Source organism: Microvirga calopogonii (assembly GCF_003347665.1).
GTDB classification, from domain to species: Bacteria; Pseudomonadota; Alphaproteobacteria; order Rhizobiales; family Beijerinckiaceae; genus Microvirga; species Microvirga calopogonii.
This window is the reverse complement of the sequence record NZ_QDGA01000097.1, coordinates 1-17,675: the sequence shown is the minus strand read 5'-3', so window position 1 is coordinate 17,675 and position 17,675 is coordinate 1. Positions and strand designations below refer to the sequence as shown.

General features: G+C 64.3%; 20 protein-coding genes. 7 read left to right on the top strand and 13 right to left on the bottom strand.

What is annotated here, in order from left to right; all coding sequences use genetic code 11:
- Positions 1-1,020: 1,020 nt before the first annotated feature.
- A complete protein-coding gene (locus tag DDF70_RS30290; RefSeq protein ID WP_114948394.1) occupies positions 1,021-1,908 on the bottom strand; it encodes a branched-chain amino acid aminotransferase in 888 nt (295 codons plus the stop codon).
- A gap of 161 nt (positions 1,909-2,069) precedes the next feature.
- Here DDF70_RS30290 and DDF70_RS30285 point away from each other — a divergent pair, with 161 nt between their 5' ends.
- The 3 genes from DDF70_RS30285 to DDF70_RS30275 are packed head-to-tail and all read left to right on the top strand — an operon-like array spanning position 2,070 to position 4,705.
- Positions 2,070-2,591 (top strand): MarR family winged helix-turn-helix transcriptional regulator, encoded by a 522-nt coding sequence (locus DDF70_RS30285; RefSeq protein ID WP_114948393.1) that lies wholly within the window; start codon positions 2,070-2,072, stop codon positions 2,589-2,591.
- Positions 2,592-2,624: 33 nt separating this feature from the next.
- Positions 2,625-3,341: a response regulator gene (locus DDF70_RS30280; RefSeq protein WP_114948392.1), complete on the top strand. Its 717-nt coding sequence runs from the start codon at positions 2,625-2,627 to the stop codon at positions 3,339-3,341.
- Complete coding sequence (locus DDF70_RS30275; RefSeq protein ID WP_114948391.1) at positions 3,338-4,705, top strand: ATP-binding protein; 1,368 nt, start codon at positions 3,338-3,340, stop codon at positions 4,703-4,705. The genes DDF70_RS30280 and DDF70_RS30275 overlap by 4 nt, the downstream gene beginning before the upstream one ends.
- A gap of 6 nt (positions 4,706-4,711) precedes the next feature.
- Here the strand turns inward: DDF70_RS30275 and DDF70_RS30270 are convergent, their stop codons facing one another.
- The 6 genes from DDF70_RS30270 to DDF70_RS30245 all read right to left on the bottom strand — a co-directional run bounded on the left by DDF70_RS30270 (position 4,712) and on the right by DDF70_RS30245 (position 8,601).
- Positions 4,712-5,317, bottom strand: coding sequence for an MliC family protein (locus DDF70_RS30270; RefSeq protein WP_114948390.1), 606 nt, complete (start codon positions 5,315-5,317; stop codon positions 4,712-4,714).
- Between the two features lie 58 nt (positions 5,318-5,375).
- Entirely contained in the window at positions 5,376-5,735 is a 360-nt protein-coding gene (locus DDF70_RS30265) for a tRNA-binding protein (RefSeq protein WP_114948389.1), read from the bottom strand.
- 19 nt (positions 5,736-5,754) lie between these two features.
- Entirely contained in the window at positions 5,755-6,495 is a 741-nt protein-coding gene (locus tag DDF70_RS30260) for a TetR/AcrR family transcriptional regulator (RefSeq protein ID WP_114948388.1), read from the bottom strand.
- A 126-nt stretch (positions 6,496-6,621) separates the two neighbouring features.
- Positions 6,622-7,449: a pyrroline-5-carboxylate reductase gene (proC, locus tag DDF70_RS30255; protein WP_114948387.1), complete on the bottom strand. Its 828-nt coding sequence runs from the start codon at positions 7,447-7,449 to the stop codon at positions 6,622-6,624.
- Between the two features lie 129 nt (positions 7,450-7,578).
- Positions 7,579-8,079, bottom strand: a complete 501-nt coding sequence (locus tag DDF70_RS30250; protein WP_009494597.1) for a type III secretion system chaperone family protein — start codon at positions 8,077-8,079, stop codon at positions 7,579-7,581.
- Positions 8,080-8,322: 243 nt separating this feature from the next.
- Positions 8,323-8,601 (bottom strand): accessory factor UbiK family protein, encoded by a 279-nt coding sequence (locus DDF70_RS30245; protein ID WP_009494596.1) that lies wholly within the window; start codon positions 8,599-8,601, stop codon positions 8,323-8,325.
- Positions 8,602-8,852: 251 nt separating this feature from the next.
- On the opposite strand from DDF70_RS30245, the gene lgt reads away from it, so the two are divergent.
- From lgt to pgeF, 3 genes are read left to right on the top strand one after another with little or no spacing between them, the layout of a single operon-like run.
- A complete protein-coding gene (lgt, locus tag DDF70_RS30240; protein ID WP_114948386.1) occupies positions 8,853-9,710 on the top strand; it encodes a prolipoprotein diacylglyceryl transferase in 858 nt (285 codons plus the stop codon).
- Complete coding sequence (locus DDF70_RS30235) at positions 9,707-10,783, top strand: class I SAM-dependent methyltransferase (RefSeq protein WP_114948385.1); 1,077 nt, start codon at positions 9,707-9,709, stop codon at positions 10,781-10,783. Before lgt ends, DDF70_RS30235 begins: the two co-directional genes overlap by 4 nt.
- Positions 10,784-10,792: 9 nt before the next feature.
- Positions 10,793-11,560 carry a peptidoglycan editing factor PgeF gene (gene pgeF / locus DDF70_RS30230; protein ID WP_114948384.1) on the top strand — a complete coding sequence of 256 codons (768 nt, stop codon included), beginning with the start codon at positions 10,793-10,795 and terminating at the stop codon, positions 11,558-11,560.
- Here pgeF and DDF70_RS30225 read toward each other — a convergent pair.
- Positions 11,550-12,467 carry an SDR family oxidoreductase gene (locus tag DDF70_RS30225; RefSeq protein ID WP_425374135.1) on the bottom strand — a complete coding sequence of 306 codons (918 nt, stop codon included), beginning with the start codon at positions 12,465-12,467 and terminating at the stop codon, positions 11,550-11,552. The genes pgeF and DDF70_RS30225 overlap by 11 nt on opposite strands.
- 130 nt (positions 12,468-12,597) lie before the next feature.
- On the opposite strand from DDF70_RS30225, the gene DDF70_RS30220 reads away from it, so the two are divergent.
- Complete coding sequence (locus DDF70_RS30220; protein WP_114948382.1) at positions 12,598-13,251, top strand: outer membrane protein; 654 nt, start codon at positions 12,598-12,600, stop codon at positions 13,249-13,251.
- Positions 13,252-13,306: 55 nt separating this feature from the next.
- Here DDF70_RS30220 and DDF70_RS30215 read toward each other — a convergent pair whose 3' ends face one another.
- From DDF70_RS30215 to DDF70_RS30195, 5 genes are all read right to left on the bottom strand, one after another.
- Positions 13,307-13,912 (bottom strand): glutathione S-transferase, encoded by a 606-nt coding sequence (locus DDF70_RS30215; protein WP_114948381.1) that lies wholly within the window; start codon positions 13,910-13,912, stop codon positions 13,307-13,309.
- A 179-nt stretch (positions 13,913-14,091) separates the two neighbouring features.
- On the bottom strand, positions 14,092-14,940 hold the full coding sequence (locus DDF70_RS30210; RefSeq protein WP_114948380.1) for a 23S rRNA (adenine(2030)-N(6))-methyltransferase RlmJ: 849 nt from the start codon (positions 14,938-14,940) through the stop codon (positions 14,092-14,094).
- A 56-nt stretch (positions 14,941-14,996) separates the two neighbouring features.
- Positions 14,997-15,659, bottom strand: a complete 663-nt coding sequence (locus DDF70_RS30205) for a ribonuclease T2 family protein (protein WP_114948379.1) — start codon at positions 15,657-15,659, stop codon at positions 14,997-14,999.
- Positions 15,656-16,087: a hypothetical protein gene (locus DDF70_RS30200; RefSeq protein ID WP_114948378.1), complete on the bottom strand. Its 432-nt coding sequence runs from the start codon at positions 16,085-16,087 to the stop codon at positions 15,656-15,658. The genes DDF70_RS30205 and DDF70_RS30200 overlap by 4 nt, the downstream gene beginning before the upstream one ends.
- An 81-nt stretch (positions 16,088-16,168) precedes the next feature.
- The gene (locus DDF70_RS30195) at positions 16,169-17,212 is read right to left on the bottom strand and encodes an extensin-like domain-containing protein (protein ID WP_114948377.1); all 1,044 of its coding nucleotides are present in this window, start codon (positions 17,210-17,212) and stop codon (positions 16,169-16,171) included.
- Between the last annotated feature and the right edge of the window lie 463 nt (positions 17,213-17,675).

Here is a 17,675-nt window from a genome sequence, read left to right as displayed (position 1 = left end):
CCGGCCATGACGCGGCGAGTGGAGGTCCGGGAGCGGGTGCAGGATAGGGCACCGGCACCGGCGCCTTGTCATTCCCGCGCAGGCGGGGATCCAGAACCACGACGTCAAAGAAGGAGCGCGCGGCGGCGAACCTCATTCGGCATCATCCGTGGTTATGGGTCCCGGGTTCCGCTGCGCGGCCCTGGGATGACGGTGGATGGGTCTCTGTCAAAGAGCCAGCGCCTGTGGGCCCGCAGCTTGCGCTGCGGGCCGTCAGGTCAGTCGAGGGAGGTGCGCTGCGCGGCCCGGCTCGATGATGAGGGTGGAAAGTGGAAGAGCCGGACGGCGCCTCGCACGCGGTTCTTTTCAGGTGGACCAGCTGGGATGAGACCCAAGGTCGACCTCCCGCGACCACAGGCGTGCGAGGCCTGCGGCGGGACCGCCTCCCGCCCCGGTGCTGCGACGCCTCGCGAGCGCGCCCCTCGCCGGGCGGGAGTGGGGAATGATATAGCAGAGCTTGGCCCTTCTGTCAAGAACAAAGTGAGGCCATAACGTTCGCCTCACCCGCCTTGCCGTCATGGCCACCGCCTCCTCATGTCACCCGCCACGTCATCACCTCCCCGGACTTGATCCGGGGACCAGGGCCGGTAAGCCTGATTGTTGCGAAACCTGCGGTGTCATTCCGGGGCGCCGCAGGCGAACCCGGAACCCATAAACACGACACCTCAAGAAAGTACGATCCGCGCAGTGCCTGTTTCGGCATCGCCAGCGGCTATGGGTTCCGGGTTCTCGCTCACGCTCGCCCCGGAATGACAGCAGTGGCGCTCAATCCAAGCGTCATGGCTGGGACAAGCCCGGTCATGACGTTAGGGAACGCCCATGACGGAGAAATCTAGGCTGGATCCTCCGGAGGTTAGGTGCGGCGCCACGCCGGTCGACTTCAGCGTCCCTCCCCGCCCGGCCGCGGAAAAAAGCAACTCACAAAAAATGCCCGGCACGAGGCCGGGCACGACGTGAAAGCCTATCGAAAGCCGGAAAGCCTTAAGCGGCCTTGCTCTTGGGCTGAACCTCGGCCGAGTAGTCTTCCATCAGCACCTTGGTCATGTTGCCGGGCTGGAAGCGGTAGGGACCGATCTCCGACACGGGAGTCACTTCCGCAGCCGTTCCGGTGATGAAGCACTCGTTGAAGCTCGGGAGCTCCTCCGGCATGATCCGGCGCTCCTCCACCCCGAAGCCACGACGCTTCGCGAGGTCGATCACCGTGCGGCGGGTGATGCCGTCGAGGAAGCAATCGGCGATGGGTGTGTGGACGACGCCGTCGCGGATGAAGAACACGTTGGCGCCCGTGCACTCGGCCACGCGGCCCTGCCAATCGAGCATGAGCGCATCGGCGTAGCCCTTCCGCTCCGCCTTATGCTTGGAGATGGTGCAGATCATGTAGAGACCCGCTGCCTTCGCGGCCGACGGAGCAGTTGCCGGATCGGGACGGCGGTATTCCGCCATGTCGATGCGGATGCCCTTCATCTTCTGAGCAGGGTCGAAATAGCTCGGCCATTCCCAAGCGGCAATCGCAAGGTGGATCTTGTTGTCCTGAGCGGCGACGCCCATCATCTCCGAGCCGCGCCAAGCGACCGGACGCAGGTAAGCGTCCTTCATCCCGTTCTTCTCCAGAACGAGACGCTTGGCGGCATCGATCTCGGCCACCGTGTAGGGGATCTCGAAATCAAGGATCTGGGCCGATTTCTTGAGGCGCTCCGAATGCTCGGTCGATTTGAAGATCTCGCCGCCATAGGCGCGCTCGCCCTCGAACACGGAGGACCCGTAGTGCAGTCCGTGGGAGAGTACGTGGAGCTTGGCATCCTTCCAGGGTACGATATGCCCGTCGTACCAGATCCATCCATCACGTTGATCGAAGGGGGTCGCGGACATCGTTTTTCTCCTTGAATGCCGACCTTTGTGGCAACCGGGGCCGTGTAATTTCCGGTTTGCTTACAGCCAATTTCAATTTCATTCATTTCGCCGAAGCGGCTTGACGAGTAACAATCGTCCTGAGATATGTCAACAAGGCTGACATAAAAATTGGGAACAGGATGGTGCCAGACGCAATTCCGGCTTTGAAGGCTCAGCAATCCGGCAAGGATGTTCTGGTCGAGCAGCCCGCCTACGACCTCATTGAACTGTTTTTCTTTGCCTATCGCGACTTCGTCAGCGATCCCGACAGGATCCTGGACGAGTACGGCTTCGGGCGGGCCCATCACCGGGTCCTCCACTTCGTCACGCGCCAGCCGGGTCTGACGATCGCGGAGCTCCTGGACATCCTGAGGATCACGAAGCAGAGCCTCAACCGGGTTCTCAAGGAACTCATCGAGAAGGATTTCATCGAGAGCCGGATGGGCACTTCCGACCGGCGGCAGCGGCTGCTCTTCGCCACCGCCAAGGGCCACGATTTAGCCTTGAAGCTCGCCAAGCTGCAGACCCGCCGCATCATGCGGGCCCTGTCGGACATGGACCCGGAGGCTAAGGAAACGGTCAGCCGCTACCTTCTGCGCCTCATCGATCCGGACGACAGCGCCCATGTGAAGCAGCTCGTATTCGGTCCGGAGAAAACCTGATAAGCAGGGTCCGATAAAGCAGCTTGAAGCCTGATGGATGCACGTATCGACATTCCGGACCATGCCCCGCACGTGCTCGTGGTGGACGATGACCGCCGCCTGCGCGACCTGCTGACCCGCTTCCTCACCGAGAACGGTTACCGGGTGACGGCCGCCGGCAGCGCGGCCGAGGCACGGGCGAAGGCGGGAAATTTCGTGTTCGATGCCCTCGTGCTCGACGTGATGATGCCCGGGGAAACCGGGTTCGAATATGCCCGCAGCCTGCGCGAGCATTCGCAGGTGCCGATCCTGATGCTCACGGCGCGGGCGGACGCCTCCGACCGGGTGACCGGCCTCGAAATCGGCGCCGACGATTATCTGCCCAAGCCCTTCGAGCCGAGGGAGCTTCTGCTGCGCCTCGGCAACATCCTCAAGCGCGCCCTGCCCGTACAGGGCGCGTCGAGCACCGACGTGCCCGAGGTCATTCATTTCGGTCCGTTCTCTTATCGCTTCGACCGGGGCGAGCTGCGGCGCGGGGATGAGGTGGTGCGCATCACGGAGCGCGAGCGCGAGATTTTGACGATCCTCGGCAGCCACGCGGGCGACAACGTTCCGCGCGAAGCGCTCTCCGGCAATGGCCTCGCGGCCAACGAGCGCACGGTCGACGTGCAGATCAACCGGCTGCGGCGCAAGATCGAGATCGATCCCGCCAACCCGATCTTCCTCCAGACCGTGCGCGGCATCGGCTATCGCCTCGTGATCGATCGATGAAGATCGGAGCGACCCTGCGCTATTCACCTCTCGACCATGCCGCGCGCTGGTTCGGCCGCTTCCTGCCGAAAGGGCTCTATGCCCGCGCGCTCATCATCATCATCGCGCCCGTCATCCTGCTGCAATCCGTCGTCGCCTACGTGTTCATGGAGCGGCATTACCAGCTCGTCACGCGGCGCCTGTCCTCGGCGGTGACGGCGGACATCTCGGCCCTCATCGACATCTACGAGAGCTATCCGCAGGACAAGGATGCAAGCACGTTGTCCCGCATCGCGTCGGAACGCCTGCAGCTCGACGTGGACATCCTGCGCAACACCGATCTGCCGCCGCCCGGCCCCAAGCCCTTCTTCGACATTCTCGACGAAACCCTGACCGACGAGCTGCGGCGCCAGATCGACCGTCCGTATTGGATCGATACGGTCGGCCGCTCGAGCTATGTGGAAATTCGCATCAAGCTGAATCAGAACGATGTCATGCGCGTTCTGGCGCGACGCAGCCAGGCCTATGCATCCAACTCTCACATCTTCCTGGTGTGGATGGGCGGCTCGTCCTTCGTGCTGCTCGGCATCGCGATCCTGTTCCTACGGAACCAGATCAGGCCGATCCTGCGCCTTGCCGAGGCGGCCGAAGCCTTGGGCAAAGGACGCGAAATCGAGTTCCGCCCACGCGGTGCCCGCGAGGTGCGCCAGGCCGGCCACGCCTTCCTGGAAATGAAGCGGCGCATCGAGCGCAACATCGAACAGCGCACCACCATGCTGAACGGCGTGAGCCACGACCTGCGCACCATTCTCACGCGCTTCAAGCTCTCGCTCGTCTTCCTCGACCAGACCCCGGAGGTGGAGGATCTCAAGCGCGACGTGGACGAGATGAGCCGCATGCTCGAAGGCTATCTCGCCTTCGCGCGCGGAGAGGGTGGCGATGCGGGCGAGCAGGCTGTCGCGACGGACTTGCGGCAGCTCCTCGAAGAGGTTCAGTCCGATGCCGAACGGCAGGGACATGTGACGGAACTCGACATCATCGGCGACCCGATGATCACCGTGCGTCCCGACGCCTTCCGCCGCCTCCTGTTCAATCTCGTGTCCAACGCGGCACGCCACGGCGACCGGATCGAGATCACCGCCAATCACGAAACGCGCTGGCTCGTTCTGCATGTGGACGACGACGGGCCGGGCATACCGGCCGACATGCGCGAGGAAGTCTTCAAGCCCTTCATGCGTCTGGATGAAGCACGCAATCAGGACGAAGGCGGATCGGGTCTCGGCCTCGCCATCGCCCGCGACGTCGCCCGTTCCCACGGCGGCGACATCGTGCTGGGGGAGAGCCCGCTCGGAGGCCTGCGCGCGACAGTGCGGCTCCCGGCCTGAAAATTGTCACTGGGCTTTCTTGCAGCGCATCTCGGGCGCACCGTAGCCCCAGGTGATCGAAGCCTCGCCCTGGTGCTCCCAGAAGCTTTCATTGCGCCCCTGGTAGCGCGCTCCGCTTCCCGACGGTTGAACAACCATCAGCGAGACGCTGTCGCCACGCTCGGCGATCATCGTCGATGGATCCGTCTGGAAGAACGTGACGATAACTTCGTTGTGCGGATCACCGTCACAGGCGAAGGTCACGGGACCTATGCTGCGAACGAGCCTGTAACGCGCCTGGAGTTCAGCGATGCGGCGCCGGTACTCGCCCTCCACGCAGCCGCGCCTGTCGTTGCTTTTCCAGCAATCGTCGCGCCCTTTGATCCAGCCGCGCTGCTCCGCCTGCAGCAAAGGCGGATGCTCATTCGCCGCCTTGCGGTCGGCTTGGGCATAAACATCCGCAAGCTTGCGGTCGAGCGCCGACAATGCACTGTCCGTGCAGATCATGTTCGCGATGCTGCTGGTCTGGACCTTTCCACAACCGAAGGAAGGACCTTGAGCAAGCGCCACTCCGCATCCCAGGGCAAGAGCGAGGCCGCCGGAAGGGACCGCCACGATCTTCCAGACACTCATCGGTGGCTCCCATCGGAAAACGCAGCTTGCCCCTGTCCCTAAAGGATTCAGATCAATTCTAGTAAAGTCTCCCGCCCACCGGCACATCGCGATCCGGACGGATCAACATGACGTCGCCGTTGGCATCGGGCACGCCGAGCGTCAGCACCTCCGACATGAAGGGCCCGATCTGGCGCGGCGGGAAATTCACCACTGCCATCACAAGCGCTCCCACGAGATCCTCCGGCGAATGGTTCACCGTGATCTGCGCCGAGGAACGCTTGGTGCCGATCTCCGGGCCGAAATCGATGGTGAGCTTGAACGCCGGCTTGCGCGCCTGTGGGAACGCCTCCACGGCCACGATCCGGCCGACACGAATGTCGACCTTCAGGAAATCGTCGAACGTGATAGGTGTCGCCGTAGTACTCGCCTGATCCATCCTTGCCCCTCAACCTGTTTCAAATCGCCGATGCAGGATTCTGCGCATCCCCATTGCCGTCTTCGGTGCGGCGCGTCTCAGGGCGCGTCGGCCTGCGTCCCTGCATCAGGGCGCGACCGACGGCGCGCAGGGGTGCGCTCAGGCGACGCAGATCCTCGGCCCCTTCCAGGATGCGTTCGGCGCGGCGCAATTCGCGATCAAGCCGCGCCATGGTCTTGGCGAGGGTCGGATCGTCGTCATCGAGCCATGTCCGCATGGTGTTGGCGTAGACCAGAACCGCGCCCTGGAGCTTCAGCTTTCCAAGCGGTCCCTCCGTATCGATGCCGGCGGCCGCCAGCATGAAGCGCTGCGAATTGAGCGAGACCTGGTTGAGAGCGGCGAGCGACACGGGATCATATTGCAGATCCTGGAAGATTCGCCGCAGGGCCTGCTTGTAGGGTTCCAGGGCATCGAAGCGGCGCATCAGCACGTCGAAGATACGCTCGCGCGCCGGCTCGCCCGCGAGATCGTCCGTCGTTCCCTCCAGCACCTGCCGGTCGATCTGGCGCGACAGCGCGCCGAGCACGGCGCCCTTTGAAGGGAAGAGATCGCGGAACTCGGCCAGCGACACATGAGCGGCCTTGGCGACATCGCCGATCTCGATCTCGTGCCAGGGCCGCTGCGCGGCGAGATCCATGAGCGCCTCGACGATGGCCTTGCGTTTATCCGTGGGAACGTCAGCGGTCACGATCAGTCTCCTGAATATTTGCCGTTGAGACATAATCTAGGAGCGAACCGCAGCAACCCCAAGGTTCGAGAGATGCTTCCACTGGCGTGGAAGCATCTCTCTTCCCTGCTTTGCCGCATTTTTTGACGGTGAACCGGATCCGCTTCACCGAAAAATGCTCTAGCCTGCAAGTTCCTCGGCCCGGCGCTTGGCGGCCGCTACGGCCTCGCGCATGAGCGCCTTCAACCCGCCTGGGTCGCGCATGAGGACTTCGAGCGCCGCCGCCGTGGTGCCGCCGGGCGAGGTGACATTCTGCCGGAGAGTGGCGGGTGGCAGGTCGCTCTGGAAAAGGAGCTCTCCCGCACCGGTCACCGTGGCCCGCGCCAAACGCTGCGCCAGGTCAGGCGGGAGACCGGCAGCCGTTCCGGCCTCGGCAAGGCACTCGACCAGATGGAACACATAAGCCGGCCCCGAGCCTGAAAGCGCCGTGACCGCATCGATCAGGTCCTCCGAAGGCAGCCATTCGACGATGCCGTTGCTGCTGAGAAGCGCATCGGCGGTCAGGCGCTGCGACTCGCTCACCTTGTCGTTCGCGGCGGCTCCGGTCGCGCCGCGCCCGATGCTGGCGGGCAGGTTCGGCATGGCGCGCACGATGGCACCGGCAGCCGGGAGCCGGGAGCGCAGATCCCCGATGGTTTTGCCGGCCAGGATCGAGATGATGAGGGTTTGCGCCCCGAGAAGGCCGTTCAGCCCAGGCGCGGCCTCGTCGAGCATCTGCGGCTTGATTGCCAATACCAGCACGTCCGCCGCCGTAGGATTGGCAGGATTCAGGGCGATGCCCTTCCCGCGGCAGAAGCGGGACATCTCGTCGGAAGGACGAGGATCAAGAACCGTGACACCCTCGGGCTTCATACCGACCCTGAGCCAGCCCTCCAGCATGGAGCCGCCCATCTTGCCGGCGCCGACGAGGATGAGGGATGACGGCAGGTGCGAGGCGTTCGACGACATGGGCGTAACCTGACAGGATGAAAAGATGAGGCCGCACTCTATTCACGGCAACCCTGCCCTGTCGAGGCAGGTTCAAGAGCATTTTCCGGCGAAGTGGATCCGGCTCGCCGTCGGAAAATGCTGTAGAACTCAGGCCTCGCCTTCGGTTTCGAACAGAACGGAATCGAGGGCCTCCCGAGCCGACTTGCCGGCCCAGATCACGAACTGGAAGGCCTGGAAATAGCGCTCGCAGGCCTCGACCGCGACCCGCAGCATGGTTTCGCACTGCCCGTCGGTCGGATCGGCTCCGCCTGCCAGCAGCAGGGCATGGCGGAACATCACCACGTTCTCCGTGCTCCACAGGTCGAAATGCCCGACCCAGAGCTGTTCGTTGACGGAGGAAATGAGCTGGAGGACCTCTTGGCGCCGCCGCTCCGGAACCTTGAGATCGAAGGCACAGGCCATGTGCATGGCCTCCACGTCCTCGATCCAGGTGAAGGCGACGTCGTAATCCGCCCAGCGGCCCGCTACGGAGATCGACATCTCGTCGGCTTCGGCCCGGTCGAAGATCCAGTGCCGCAGGGAAGCGAGACGCTCGACCACATCGAGGGGATGTTCCGAACGGTCGATTTCAAGATGAATCTGCGACATGTCGATCCTGGAGGCTCAATTGCTCGATAAGGGCAAACATATCGAGCAACACCATTGCGCAGATCCGGGGACTATTCGAAAGAAGTACTCGGAATACCTACGATATTCCGTGCTCCCGCTGTCGCCGCCTCGAATCAGCTGATGAATCGACAGTCTTAGATTTCGGCGCTCGTCACAATGCGCGGGTTTCACCTGTCCACAGCAGGAGACCCGCGCCGGATGCAGGGCCGAATCCCGCCCGGATCAAGGCGTCGCGGGGTTCACGCCGGCCGTGGAAGCGAGCTTCGCCTCGAGGTCCTTGACTCGGGCTTCGAGCCGCTCGTTCTCTTCGCGGGCAGCAACCACCATCTCGCGCAGAACCTCGACCTCCTCACGGGTGGCGACGTCCATGTCCTTGATCAGGCGCTCGAACTGGCTGCGAACCACCGTCTCGACCTCCCGCCGGACACCCTGGGCAGCGCCTGCGGCATCGGTGGCGAAGCGGGCGAGTTCATCGAAGATCCGGTTGGACGATTGTGTCATAGGGAAAATCCACAGCGTTCGACGGGCCCTGAGCCCCTGGAAGCTCACAAATGGGCGCATTTGCCACAAACTGCAACAGGGTTGACGATCCGCGCCCGGCGGGTCCAATGGCGACATATTAGAGCATCGGACCCAAAAGTGGACTTGCACTTTTGGGACTGATCCGATGCTCCACTTTTTGAAGAGCGCATCGTTGGGCGTGGAAAACCGGGTCCACTTTTCCACACGATGCGCTAGAACAAGGCCCGCTCATGCCGCTCTCCTTTCCCCTCATCGATCCCGTGGCGATTTCCATCGGACCCTTCGCGATCCGCTGGTATGCGCTGGCATATGTCGCCGGCCTCCTGGGCGGCTGGTTCTATGCCAAGCGCCTCGCGGCGAAGGCCGATCTCTGGGGAGGCTTGAAGCAGCCCAAGCCCATGGATGTGGACGATCTCATCGTATGGGTGGCGCTCGGGGTCGTGCTGGGCGGCCGGATCGGATACGTGCTGTTCTACAATCTCGGTTCCTATCTCTCCCATCCGTTGGAAATCTTCGCAATCTGGCGCGGCGGCATGTCCTTCCACGGTGGCTTCCTGGGATCGGTGCTCGCCATCGTGCTGTTTTCCCGCTCGCGCGGGCTCAACCCGCTGGCCATGCTCGACATGGCGGCGGTTGTCGTGCCCATCGGCCTGTTCTTCGGCCGCATCGCCAATTTCATCAACGGCGAGCTTTGGGGCCGCCCCGCCCCGGACTTTCCCTATGCTGTGGTGTTTCCCCATGCGGGCCCTGAGCCCCGGCACCCGAGCCAGCTCTATGAAGCCTTCGGCGAGGGCTTGATCCTGTTCATCATCATGGCCATCGCCGCACGCCGCTTCGGCTTCCGCCGCCCGGGTCTTCTCGGTGGCATCTTCGTGCTGGGCTACGCCGTTGCCCGGATCGCCTGCGAGTTCTTCCGCGAGCCGGACGCGCAGCTCGGCTTCCTGTTCGGGGCGTCCGTGCAGGCGCTCAGCGGCGGCATCACGATGGGCATGCTCCTGTCCGTTCCGATGGCGCTGATCGGCATCGGCTTCATCGTCATGGCCGTGCGCGGTCATACCCGCCCCTCCAAGACGGTCGAGGCCGCGTGAGCGCGCTGAAGGATACCTTACGCGAGACGATCGCCCTTGAGGGGCCGATCACGGTCGAACGCTACATGAGCCTGTGCCTGAGGCACTACTACGGCACCCGCGATCCGCTAGGCTCCGCCGGCGACTTCACAACGGCTCCCGAGATCAGCCAGATGTTCGGGGAGCTGATCGGCCTGTGGATGCTGGAGGTCTGGAACGGCATGGGGCGCCCCACCGGCTGCCGGCTCATTGAGCTGGGTCCGGGCCGCGGCACCCTGATGGCCGATCTGCTGCGGGCGACACCGCTTCTGCCCGACTTCAAGGCAGCCGCGACCGTGCATCTGGTCGAGACGAGCCCGTCCTTGAGAAAGAAGCAGCAGGACGCCCTCGCCGCCTCGGGCTTCTCGCTTCACTGGCACGACCGGATCGAGGACGTGCCGCCGGGCCCGACCCTTCTCGTCGCCAACGAGTTCTTCGATGCGCTGCCGGTGCGCCAGTTCGTCGGCACCGAGCGCGGGTGGTGCGAACGGCTGGTCGGCCTCGAGAGCGAGCGCCTGATCTTCGGCCTGCGTCCGGAGCCGGAGACCGCCCTCGGCACGCCCTTGAAACACGGCGACATCCTCGAATGGCCGGGCGCTTCCATCGATGTCTTCAGCGAGCTGGCCCGGCGGCTCGTGCGCGATGTGGGCGCCGCCCTGATCCTGGATTACGGCTATTGGGGCCCTGCTTTCGGCGACACGCTACAGGCGCTCAAGGCACACAGGCCCGTAGACCCTCTTGAAGCACCGGGCGAAGCGGATCTCACGACCCATGTGGATTTCCACCGTCTTGCCCAGGCCGCCGTCGTGCAAGGCGCCAGGACTCACGGCATCGCTGCTCAGGGGGATTTTCTTCAGGCTCTCGGCATCGATGCCCGCGCCGCCGCCCTGAAGGCACGAGCCACGCCCGCACAAGCCGCCGATATCGACCAGGCGCTTGCCCGCCTGACGGAGCGCGGGCCGACCGGCATGGGTGATCTGTTTAAGGTTTTGGCCGTTACACATGAGGCCATCGACGCCGTCCCGGGCTTGCCGGCCCTGTCTCCCTCTTCCTAAGATTGCGCCATGTTCATTCAAGCCCCTGCCCTCGCGGCCCATTCAGGCCTCCGCCACGCCTTCTTCACCCGCCAGGGCGGCACGTCGGATGGGATCTATGCCTCCCTCAACGGCGGTATCGGCTCATCGGACGAGCCCGCGAAGGTGCAGGAGAACCGTCGCCGCATGACTGAGGCTCTGGAGATCGGACAGGATGCCCTGATCAGCGTCTATCAGGTCCATTCCCCCGATGCGGTGTTCGTCGAGGGGCCCTGGCAGGGTGAACGTCCCAAGGCCGACGCCATGGTGACGGCCACGCCCGGTCTTGCGCTCGGCATCACCACGGCCGATTGCGGCCCGGTGCTCTTCGCCGACGCCGAAGCCCGCGTCATCGGCGCAGCCCATGCAGGTTGGCGCGGTGCCGTCACCGGTGTCCTCGAATCGACCGTCGTGGCCATGGAGCGGCTCGGTGCCCGGCGCGAGAACGTCGTCGCGGTGCTCGGCCCGACGATCAGCCAGAAGGCCTATGAGGTCGGTCCGGACTTCATCCAGCGCTTCGCCGAGGAAGCGCCCGGACATGAGCGCTTCTTCAAGGAAGCCGAGAGGCCCGGCCATGCGATGTTCGACCTTCCGGGCTTCATCGGCGCACGCCTCGAAGCAGCGGGAATCGGCACGTTCACTGATCTCGGGCTTTGCACCTATTCCGACGAGGAGCGGTTCTTCAGCTACCGCCGCACCACCCATCGCAAGGAGCCGGATTACGGCCGGCTGATTTCCGCGATCGCGCTCACTCCTTGATGCCGGCGACGTCGGGCGTTTCCCAGGCGAGATGCTGCCCGCCATCGACGGCGATCATTTGGCCGGTGACGCTGCGGGCTTTCGCCAGATAGAGCACCGCATCGGCGATTTCGTCCGGCGTGCCGCCGTGTCCCAGCAGCACCGCCTCGCTCTGCTTGGAAAAATCCTCATCGCCCTGGCGCACGTTCGATAATGTCGGCCCGGGCCCGATGGCGTTGACCCGAATGCGTGGCGCGAGCGCCTGCGCCATGGTCTGCGTGGCGGTGAACAAGGCGGCCTTGGTCAGCGTGTAGGAGAAGAATTGCGGTGTCAGCTTCCACACGCGCTGGTCGACGATGTTGACGATGCAGCCATGTCCGTCCGTGGGAAGCTGATGGGCGAAGTCGCGGGCGAGGAACGCCGGTGCGCGCAGGTTGACGGCGAAATGCCGGTCCCATCGATCCTGCGAGAGTGTCTCGACTTCATCCGGTTCGAACTCGGATGCGTTGTTCACGAGGAGCGTCAGCTGTCCCACGTCGCGAACAGCCGCAGGCACGATGCGCTCGACCGCATCGCCGTCCGCGAGATCCGCCTGAACGACGGCGGCCCGTCCGCCTCGCTCGCGTATCCGCGCCACCATGGCGTCCGCCTCATCGGTCGAGCGCCGGCAATGGATCGCAACCGCGTAACCCTCGTCGACGAGCCGTTCGACGATCCGCCGCCCGATGCGCTGCGCACCGCCGGTCACGAGAGCGGCTTTGATCATGATCAACCTCTTGAAATGTAAGCATGTCACGGCACCTGGGTGCATCGGACAAGAAAATGACATTTTTTTGCTCGGCCGTCGAACCAATGGCCAAGCTGCGGGTTTAGGACTCCGGCGATGACACAAGGGGAAACTCGCACATTGCCGCCACAATCCTGCCATGGTGGTCTTAGCCGCTGTGGTTGTCAGGTCACAGCCCTCGACCGGTTGTCGCTCTATAACAGGCCAGTGCTTGGCTTGACCCAAAAAGACCGGGTCGAACTCGCATGACATCGATTAGGAAAGAGAAACCATGAAGAAAATTCTTCTCGCCAGCGTCGCTCTCTTCGGCTTTGCCGGAGCCGCTTCTGCTGCGGACCTCCCGCTCCGCGCTGCTCCCCCGGCTCCGATCGTTGCTGCCGTTCCGGTCTTCACCTGGACCGGCTTCTACGCCGGTGTGAACGCCGGCTACGGCTGGATGTCGGATGACCGCATCGTCGATCCGTTGTTCGGCTTCACCGGCGGCAACAACGACGGCGGCTTCGTCGGCGGTGGTCAGATCGGCTACAACTACCAGATCGGCTCGTTCGTCGTCGGTCTCGAGACGGACATCCAGTACGCTGATCTCGGCACCCGCTACCGCTTCAACGCAGCCATCCCGGGCTACGAGGAAGACGATTCCAGCGACTGGTTCGGCACGGTTCGTGCTCGCGCCGGTGTGGCCTTCGATCGCGCCCTCATCTACGCCACCGGCGGTTTCGCCTACGGCGACAACGCGACCGGCTGGACCGTGGGTGGTGGTCTCGAGTACGCCTTCACCAACAACCTGACCGCCAAGGTCGAAGGTCTGTACGTGAACCTCGATCGCGATCGCGACTTCCTGTCCCCGACCGCGACCGGCGGCGGCGACAACACCGAGTTCGGTGTGGTCCGCGCCGGCCTGAACTACAAGTTCAGCACCTACTAAGACCCGTCGCTTCGGCGAACGAGAAGGCCCGGTGGAAACACCGGGCCTTTTTGCTTTATGGCGTCACTCGCGTCTTGGCATAGGCCGGAACGCGAGCTTCGAAATCCGCGAGCCACGCGACGAGCCGGGGGTAGCTTTCGCGCCAGCGGCCACCGAAGCGAAGATCGAGGTAGCCCAGTGCACAGGCGAGAGCGATCTGGCCGATATGCAGCGGCTGACCCGGCTCAGTGAGATGAGCCTCCGCATGGTCGAGCCCGCGGCGGACCTTGTCGGCCTGGTGCGAGACCCATTTCGGCTCGTGCTTGTCTTCCGAGCGGAAGCGTCCCTCGTAGACCTGCAGCAGCGCCGCATCCATGATGCCGTCGGCGAGCGCCTGATCGCGCAGGGCCGAGAACCGCTCCGGGCCGTTCGGGATGACGCCGCCGCTGCCGGCGAGATGATCGAGGTAATCGACGATCACGCGGGAATCGTAGAGCACATCGCCGTTTTCCAGAATGAGCGCGGGGATCTTGCCGAGCGGGTTCTGCTGCCGGATGGAATCCTCGGGGTTGAGGGTATCGGCATCGATGATCTGAATGCGGTCTGACAGGCCGAGGATCGCGGCAGAGAGTTTGACCTTCCGGCCGAAGGGTGACGCGGGCGATGAGCGGAGAACGAGCATGAATGATCCCTGTTGCTAGAGCATCGTACGGAAAAGTGGACCCGGTTTTTCGGCCCGAACGATGCTCTCATTGATAGACGAAGCACCGGATGAATCCCAAAAGTGCAAGTCCACTTTTGGGTCCGATGCTGTAGAGCGGCAGGAGTCATGACCGCTCGAACCTTGCCCTGCAATTGGTTTTAAGCAGGGGGCCCGAAGGCTTCACAGCGATATGCGCCATAACCGGTGCGCGACAGACGCTCCGCCAAGGCGGGCAGAAGCGTTTCCGCCTCCTGCCTCAGGGCCCAGGGCGGGTTGACGACGAAGAGGCCGCTGCCGTTGAGCCGCGAGGAATCGCGAGGGTCGTCCACGTACAGTTCGAGGCGAAGGCCGGGACGCGGGCACTGCTCGTGCAGGCGCGCCGCCACCGCGTCGACGGGGCCGACATCCTTGATCGGGTACCATCCGGCATAGACGCCGGTCTGCCATTTGCTCACGGCGGTGAGCATCTCCGTTCCGAGCCGCTCCAGCTCGTTGGGCTTCTCATAGGGCGGATCGATGAGCACGAGACCGCGCTTCTCCTTGGGCGGAATCAGCGCATGAAGCGCCGTCCAGCCGTCGAGATGCATCACCTTGAGATTCGCGACTTCGTTGAAAGCCTCGCTCAGGACCGCGTAATCGGCCGGATGTAGTTCCACGAACACGCCCCGGTCCTGACGCCGCAGAAGCTCGCGCACGATGGCGGGCGATCCGGGATAGAGGGTCTCGCCATGCCGGGCCCGCACGTCGGCCACCACGCTCCGATACGGCGCAAGGATCTCCTCCACGTCGGGAGCGAAGGCCTCGTCCAGGCGCCCGATTCCCTCGACCCACTCCCCCGTCCGCCCGGCCTCGTCGCCGGCAAGGTCGTAGAGTCCGATGCCCGCATGGGTGTCGATGACGCGCAGCGGCGTCTCCTTGCGCTGCAGGTAAACCAGAATGCGCACCAGGAGCGCGTGTTTCATGACGTCGGCGAAATTGCCGGCGTGAAAGGCATGTCGGTAGTTCATGGTCGTCCTACGGCGTCAGCCGGTGCCTTCTCTCTCACGCGCATCAGCTCGATGCGCTATCTAACGGCTGGAACGGTGATCTCGCCCGCCCGGCACCCGTCGCGGTCGACCTCCGGGCATTGACGGAAACCGCGCAGATCCTTGGTCAGGCAGATGCGGACCTCCTGAAAGATCCGTCGTCCGCAGGAAACCGAGATCATGTCGGGCCGCAAGCCCGAATTGGCATTGATGAAGGCGCGCTCGATCTCGCTCGGCAGCACCTTCGACCGGCTGTCCAGACCGTTGAAACCGTCTGGGATGCGAATGAGTTCCCGCGCCTGCCGGACCGCGCGGAAATAGCCGCTCGGGCTTTCCCCCGTGCAGGTCCCGTGCTTGCGCCACTGATAGCGCGCCAGGTTGTCGTCCGGGAAAAGCCCCTTGACGTCAGCCAGGGCCGCCTGAGGAACGAAGCGGCCGTTGGGCTCGCAGAAGCTCGGATAGCCCTGCTCGAATTGGGGCCACAGGCCGTGGGTCACGAAACCGAGGCCGCTGCCGGTGTCGCATTGCCGGTTCCGGCTGCCGCTGCTCTCGCAGAAGCCGGGCGACCAGGACAGGGCCAGCACGTAGAAATCGAACTGCCCCATCGGGGCGCCCCTCGCCTCGCGGAGCCCCTGGGCGGCGGAAGGGAGGATCGAGGAGAAGCAAGCGCCTACAAAGGCGAGCCACCAGCGCAGGATCAAGGAGCCGCCTGCTTGCAGTGCGGCGCGTAGGCATAATCGCGGTCGAGGCCGTCGACGCAGGCCTCCGTGTTCCAGCCGATGCCGATGAAGCCCAGATCCTCACGGATCGAGAAGTTGATCCGGCGCTTGTAGCCGTCGGACACGACCACGGTGCCCGTGCAGTAGCGGCGGGGGATGTAGTCGAGCCCCCAGGGGCGCCAGGCGACTTCCTGCACGCGCTCGAAGGCGAGCAGCTGAAGGCTGGAATTCCAGAACCGGCCTTCCTTATGCGAGAAGCGCGAACTGACGTTCTGGAGCACCGCGGGATCGGCACAGGCCGGCAGGGTGGCGTCGAAAGGCTCGTCGCGCCGTTCCGCGGGCGTGATCTCGCGCGCAAGCGCAGGCGCGCTCAACAGCATGCAGGAGATGATAGCCGCCAGCCACTTCATTCGAATGCTCCACCAAGTCTTCAGACCGTGCATCATCGACCATGTGGGCGGCGTTCGCGAAGGTCAAGATCCGGTTACGCTTTAATAGACGGCGTGGCTGTTGAGCATCATAGGCTGGCCGGCGGAACGCCCCTGCGTCCGCGACGGGGCATAGGTCTGCTCGACCGGGCGGCCCGCCGGCGGAAGAGGAGCCTGGGAAGTGCCCTGGGCGGGCGAAAGCCTTGAGGATCCGGCATTCGCCCCCGGCAGGTCGGCCGCGTAGCCGCCGGAGGACATTCGCGGCGCGGGACCGACCGGAGCGGCGACGACCGGTGACGGAGGCGGCGGCGCCGGCGGAACATAAGCCTCCCCTTCCCCAACGTCCTGTTCCAGGTCGACAGATGCCAGATCGCCGGAGGTGGCCGCGCTCTGGAGAATCTCGCGACTGCGCTCGGGATCGATTCGCGGCTCGAATTTCAGGATCGGCTTGCAGATGCGCCGCTGGCCGCGGGGATCGTGCCGGGCAAGGTCGATGTGGAAGTGATCGTAATGGAAGGCGTCCGAACCGGGGCCGAGCACCGTGGTGAAATACCGGCAGGCGCCGACGAAGGCCTCGCGCAGGAATTCCTGCGTGGTGGGGTCCCCTCCCCGCCATCCCTTGGCCACGACGATCTCCCGGCCGTCCGCCAGAACGAAGGCCATGACGTCCATGGCGTTTCCGAAGGCGTGTTCGGACACCTTGGCGCCCATCTGATTGTTGCGCGGGCGGCAGGAATAGGAGCCCGCCTTGATGTCGGCGAGCGGCACGCCGAAATACATCTGGGCGGCCGGCCTGACGATCTCGTCGAGCCAGGCATCGATGCTGGGGATGATCGGACAGGCCAGGGTGACCTTCGACTTCAGTCCCACGGCGCCGTTGTTGAAGGCCGAGATCTTGAACGGATGATCCATGCCGCAGACGCCCGGCCCGTCGATCTTGGAGCTGAGGGCCATGTAGGCGGAAGGCTGCACGAGACGCTGCGACAGGCAGGCCTCCTCGGCCTGCGCACGCCAAGGCTCGCGCTGCTCGAAACGAAACAGCCCGCAACCGGTAAGCCCAAGCCCGACGAGCGATAGGGCAAAGAACGCAACTAACCCACGACGCATGACCGCGAGACTCGCTCAAGGACGTAAACATCCCGTCAACGGAGAGACGCCTTCGTGACATCCCGCCGAAGCGAAGCGCCCGATCGTCGGATGGAGGGCACTCTTGAACCTTGCTCTTGCGACCCTGCACAGGCGGGAATCCAGATTGCTGCCATTGTGCCGGAGGCGGCGAACGGCGTCGCGCTTCGTTCGGCACCGTTGCGGCTCTGGGTCCCGGGTTCCGCTTCGCGGCCCCGGGATGACGGCTGATCAGAGCCGCTTTCCCTCGCCACGCCCGACCTCCACGCCTTGGCGAGGCAGCGGATCCTAAGACGTGGGTGGCCGGACCAAGTCCGGCCATGACGCGGCGGGTGGTGGTCCAGGGTCGGGTGCCAGTTGTGGCACTGGCACCGGCGCCTTAGTCATTCCCGCGCAGGCGGGAACCCAGAACCGCGACGTCTCAGGCAGGGCGAGCCGCGTCGCG

Excerpts from the sequence above, each read along its gene's own strand:
- pgeF (WP_114948384.1), top strand. The coding sequence starts at position 10,793 with ATGTTCATTCAAGCCCCTGCCCTCGCGGCCCATTCAGGCCTCCGCCAC.
- DDF70_RS30220 (WP_114948382.1), top strand. The coding sequence starts at position 12,598 with ATGAAGAAAATTCTTCTCGCCAGCGTCGCTCTCTTCGGCTTTGCCGGA.
- DDF70_RS30210 (WP_114948380.1), bottom strand. The coding sequence starts at position 14,940 with ATGAACTACCGACATGCCTTTCACGCCGGCAATTTCGCCGACGTCATG.
- DDF70_RS30225 (WP_425374135.1), bottom strand. The coding sequence starts at position 12,467 with ATGGCAGGATTGTGGCGGCAATGTGCGAGTTTCCCCTTGTGTCATCGC.
- DDF70_RS30260 (WP_114948388.1), bottom strand. The coding sequence starts at position 6,495 with ATGTCTCAACGGCAAATATTCAGGAGACTGATCGTGACCGCTGACGTT.
- DDF70_RS30215 (WP_114948381.1), bottom strand. The coding sequence starts at position 13,912 with ATGCTCGTTCTCCGCTCATCGCCCGCGTCACCCTTCGGCCGGAAGGTC.
- DDF70_RS30265 (WP_114948389.1), bottom strand. The coding sequence starts at position 5,735 with ATGGATCAGGCGAGTACTACGGCGACACCTATCACGTTCGACGATTTC.
- DDF70_RS30195 (WP_114948377.1), bottom strand. The coding sequence starts at position 17,212 with ATGCGTCGTGGGTTAGTTGCGTTCTTTGCCCTATCGCTCGTCGGGCTT.
- DDF70_RS30250 (WP_009494597.1), bottom strand. The coding sequence starts at position 8,079 with ATGTCGCAGATTCATCTTGAAATCGACCGTTCGGAACATCCCCTCGAT.
- DDF70_RS30245 (WP_009494596.1), bottom strand. The coding sequence starts at position 8,601 with ATGACACAATCGTCCAACCGGATCTTCGATGAACTCGCCCGCTTCGCC.
- DDF70_RS30285 (WP_114948393.1), top strand. The coding sequence starts at position 2,070 with ATGGTGCCAGACGCAATTCCGGCTTTGAAGGCTCAGCAATCCGGCAAG.
- lgt (WP_114948386.1), top strand. The coding sequence starts at position 8,853 with ATGCCGCTCTCCTTTCCCCTCATCGATCCCGTGGCGATTTCCATCGGA.
- DDF70_RS30290 (WP_114948394.1), bottom strand. The coding sequence starts at position 1,908 with ATGTCCGCGACCCCCTTCGATCAACGTGATGGATGGATCTGGTACGAC.
- DDF70_RS30275 (WP_114948391.1), top strand. The coding sequence starts at position 3,338 with ATGAAGATCGGAGCGACCCTGCGCTATTCACCTCTCGACCATGCCGCG.
- DDF70_RS30280 (WP_114948392.1), top strand. The coding sequence starts at position 2,625 with ATGGATGCACGTATCGACATTCCGGACCATGCCCCGCACGTGCTCGTG.
- proC (WP_114948387.1), bottom strand. The coding sequence starts at position 7,449 with ATGTCGTCGAACGCCTCGCACCTGCCGTCATCCCTCATCCTCGTCGGC.
- DDF70_RS30200 (WP_114948378.1), bottom strand. The coding sequence starts at position 16,087 with ATGAAGTGGCTGGCGGCTATCATCTCCTGCATGCTGTTGAGCGCGCCT.
- DDF70_RS30270 (WP_114948390.1), bottom strand. The coding sequence starts at position 5,317 with ATGAGTGTCTGGAAGATCGTGGCGGTCCCTTCCGGCGGCCTCGCTCTT.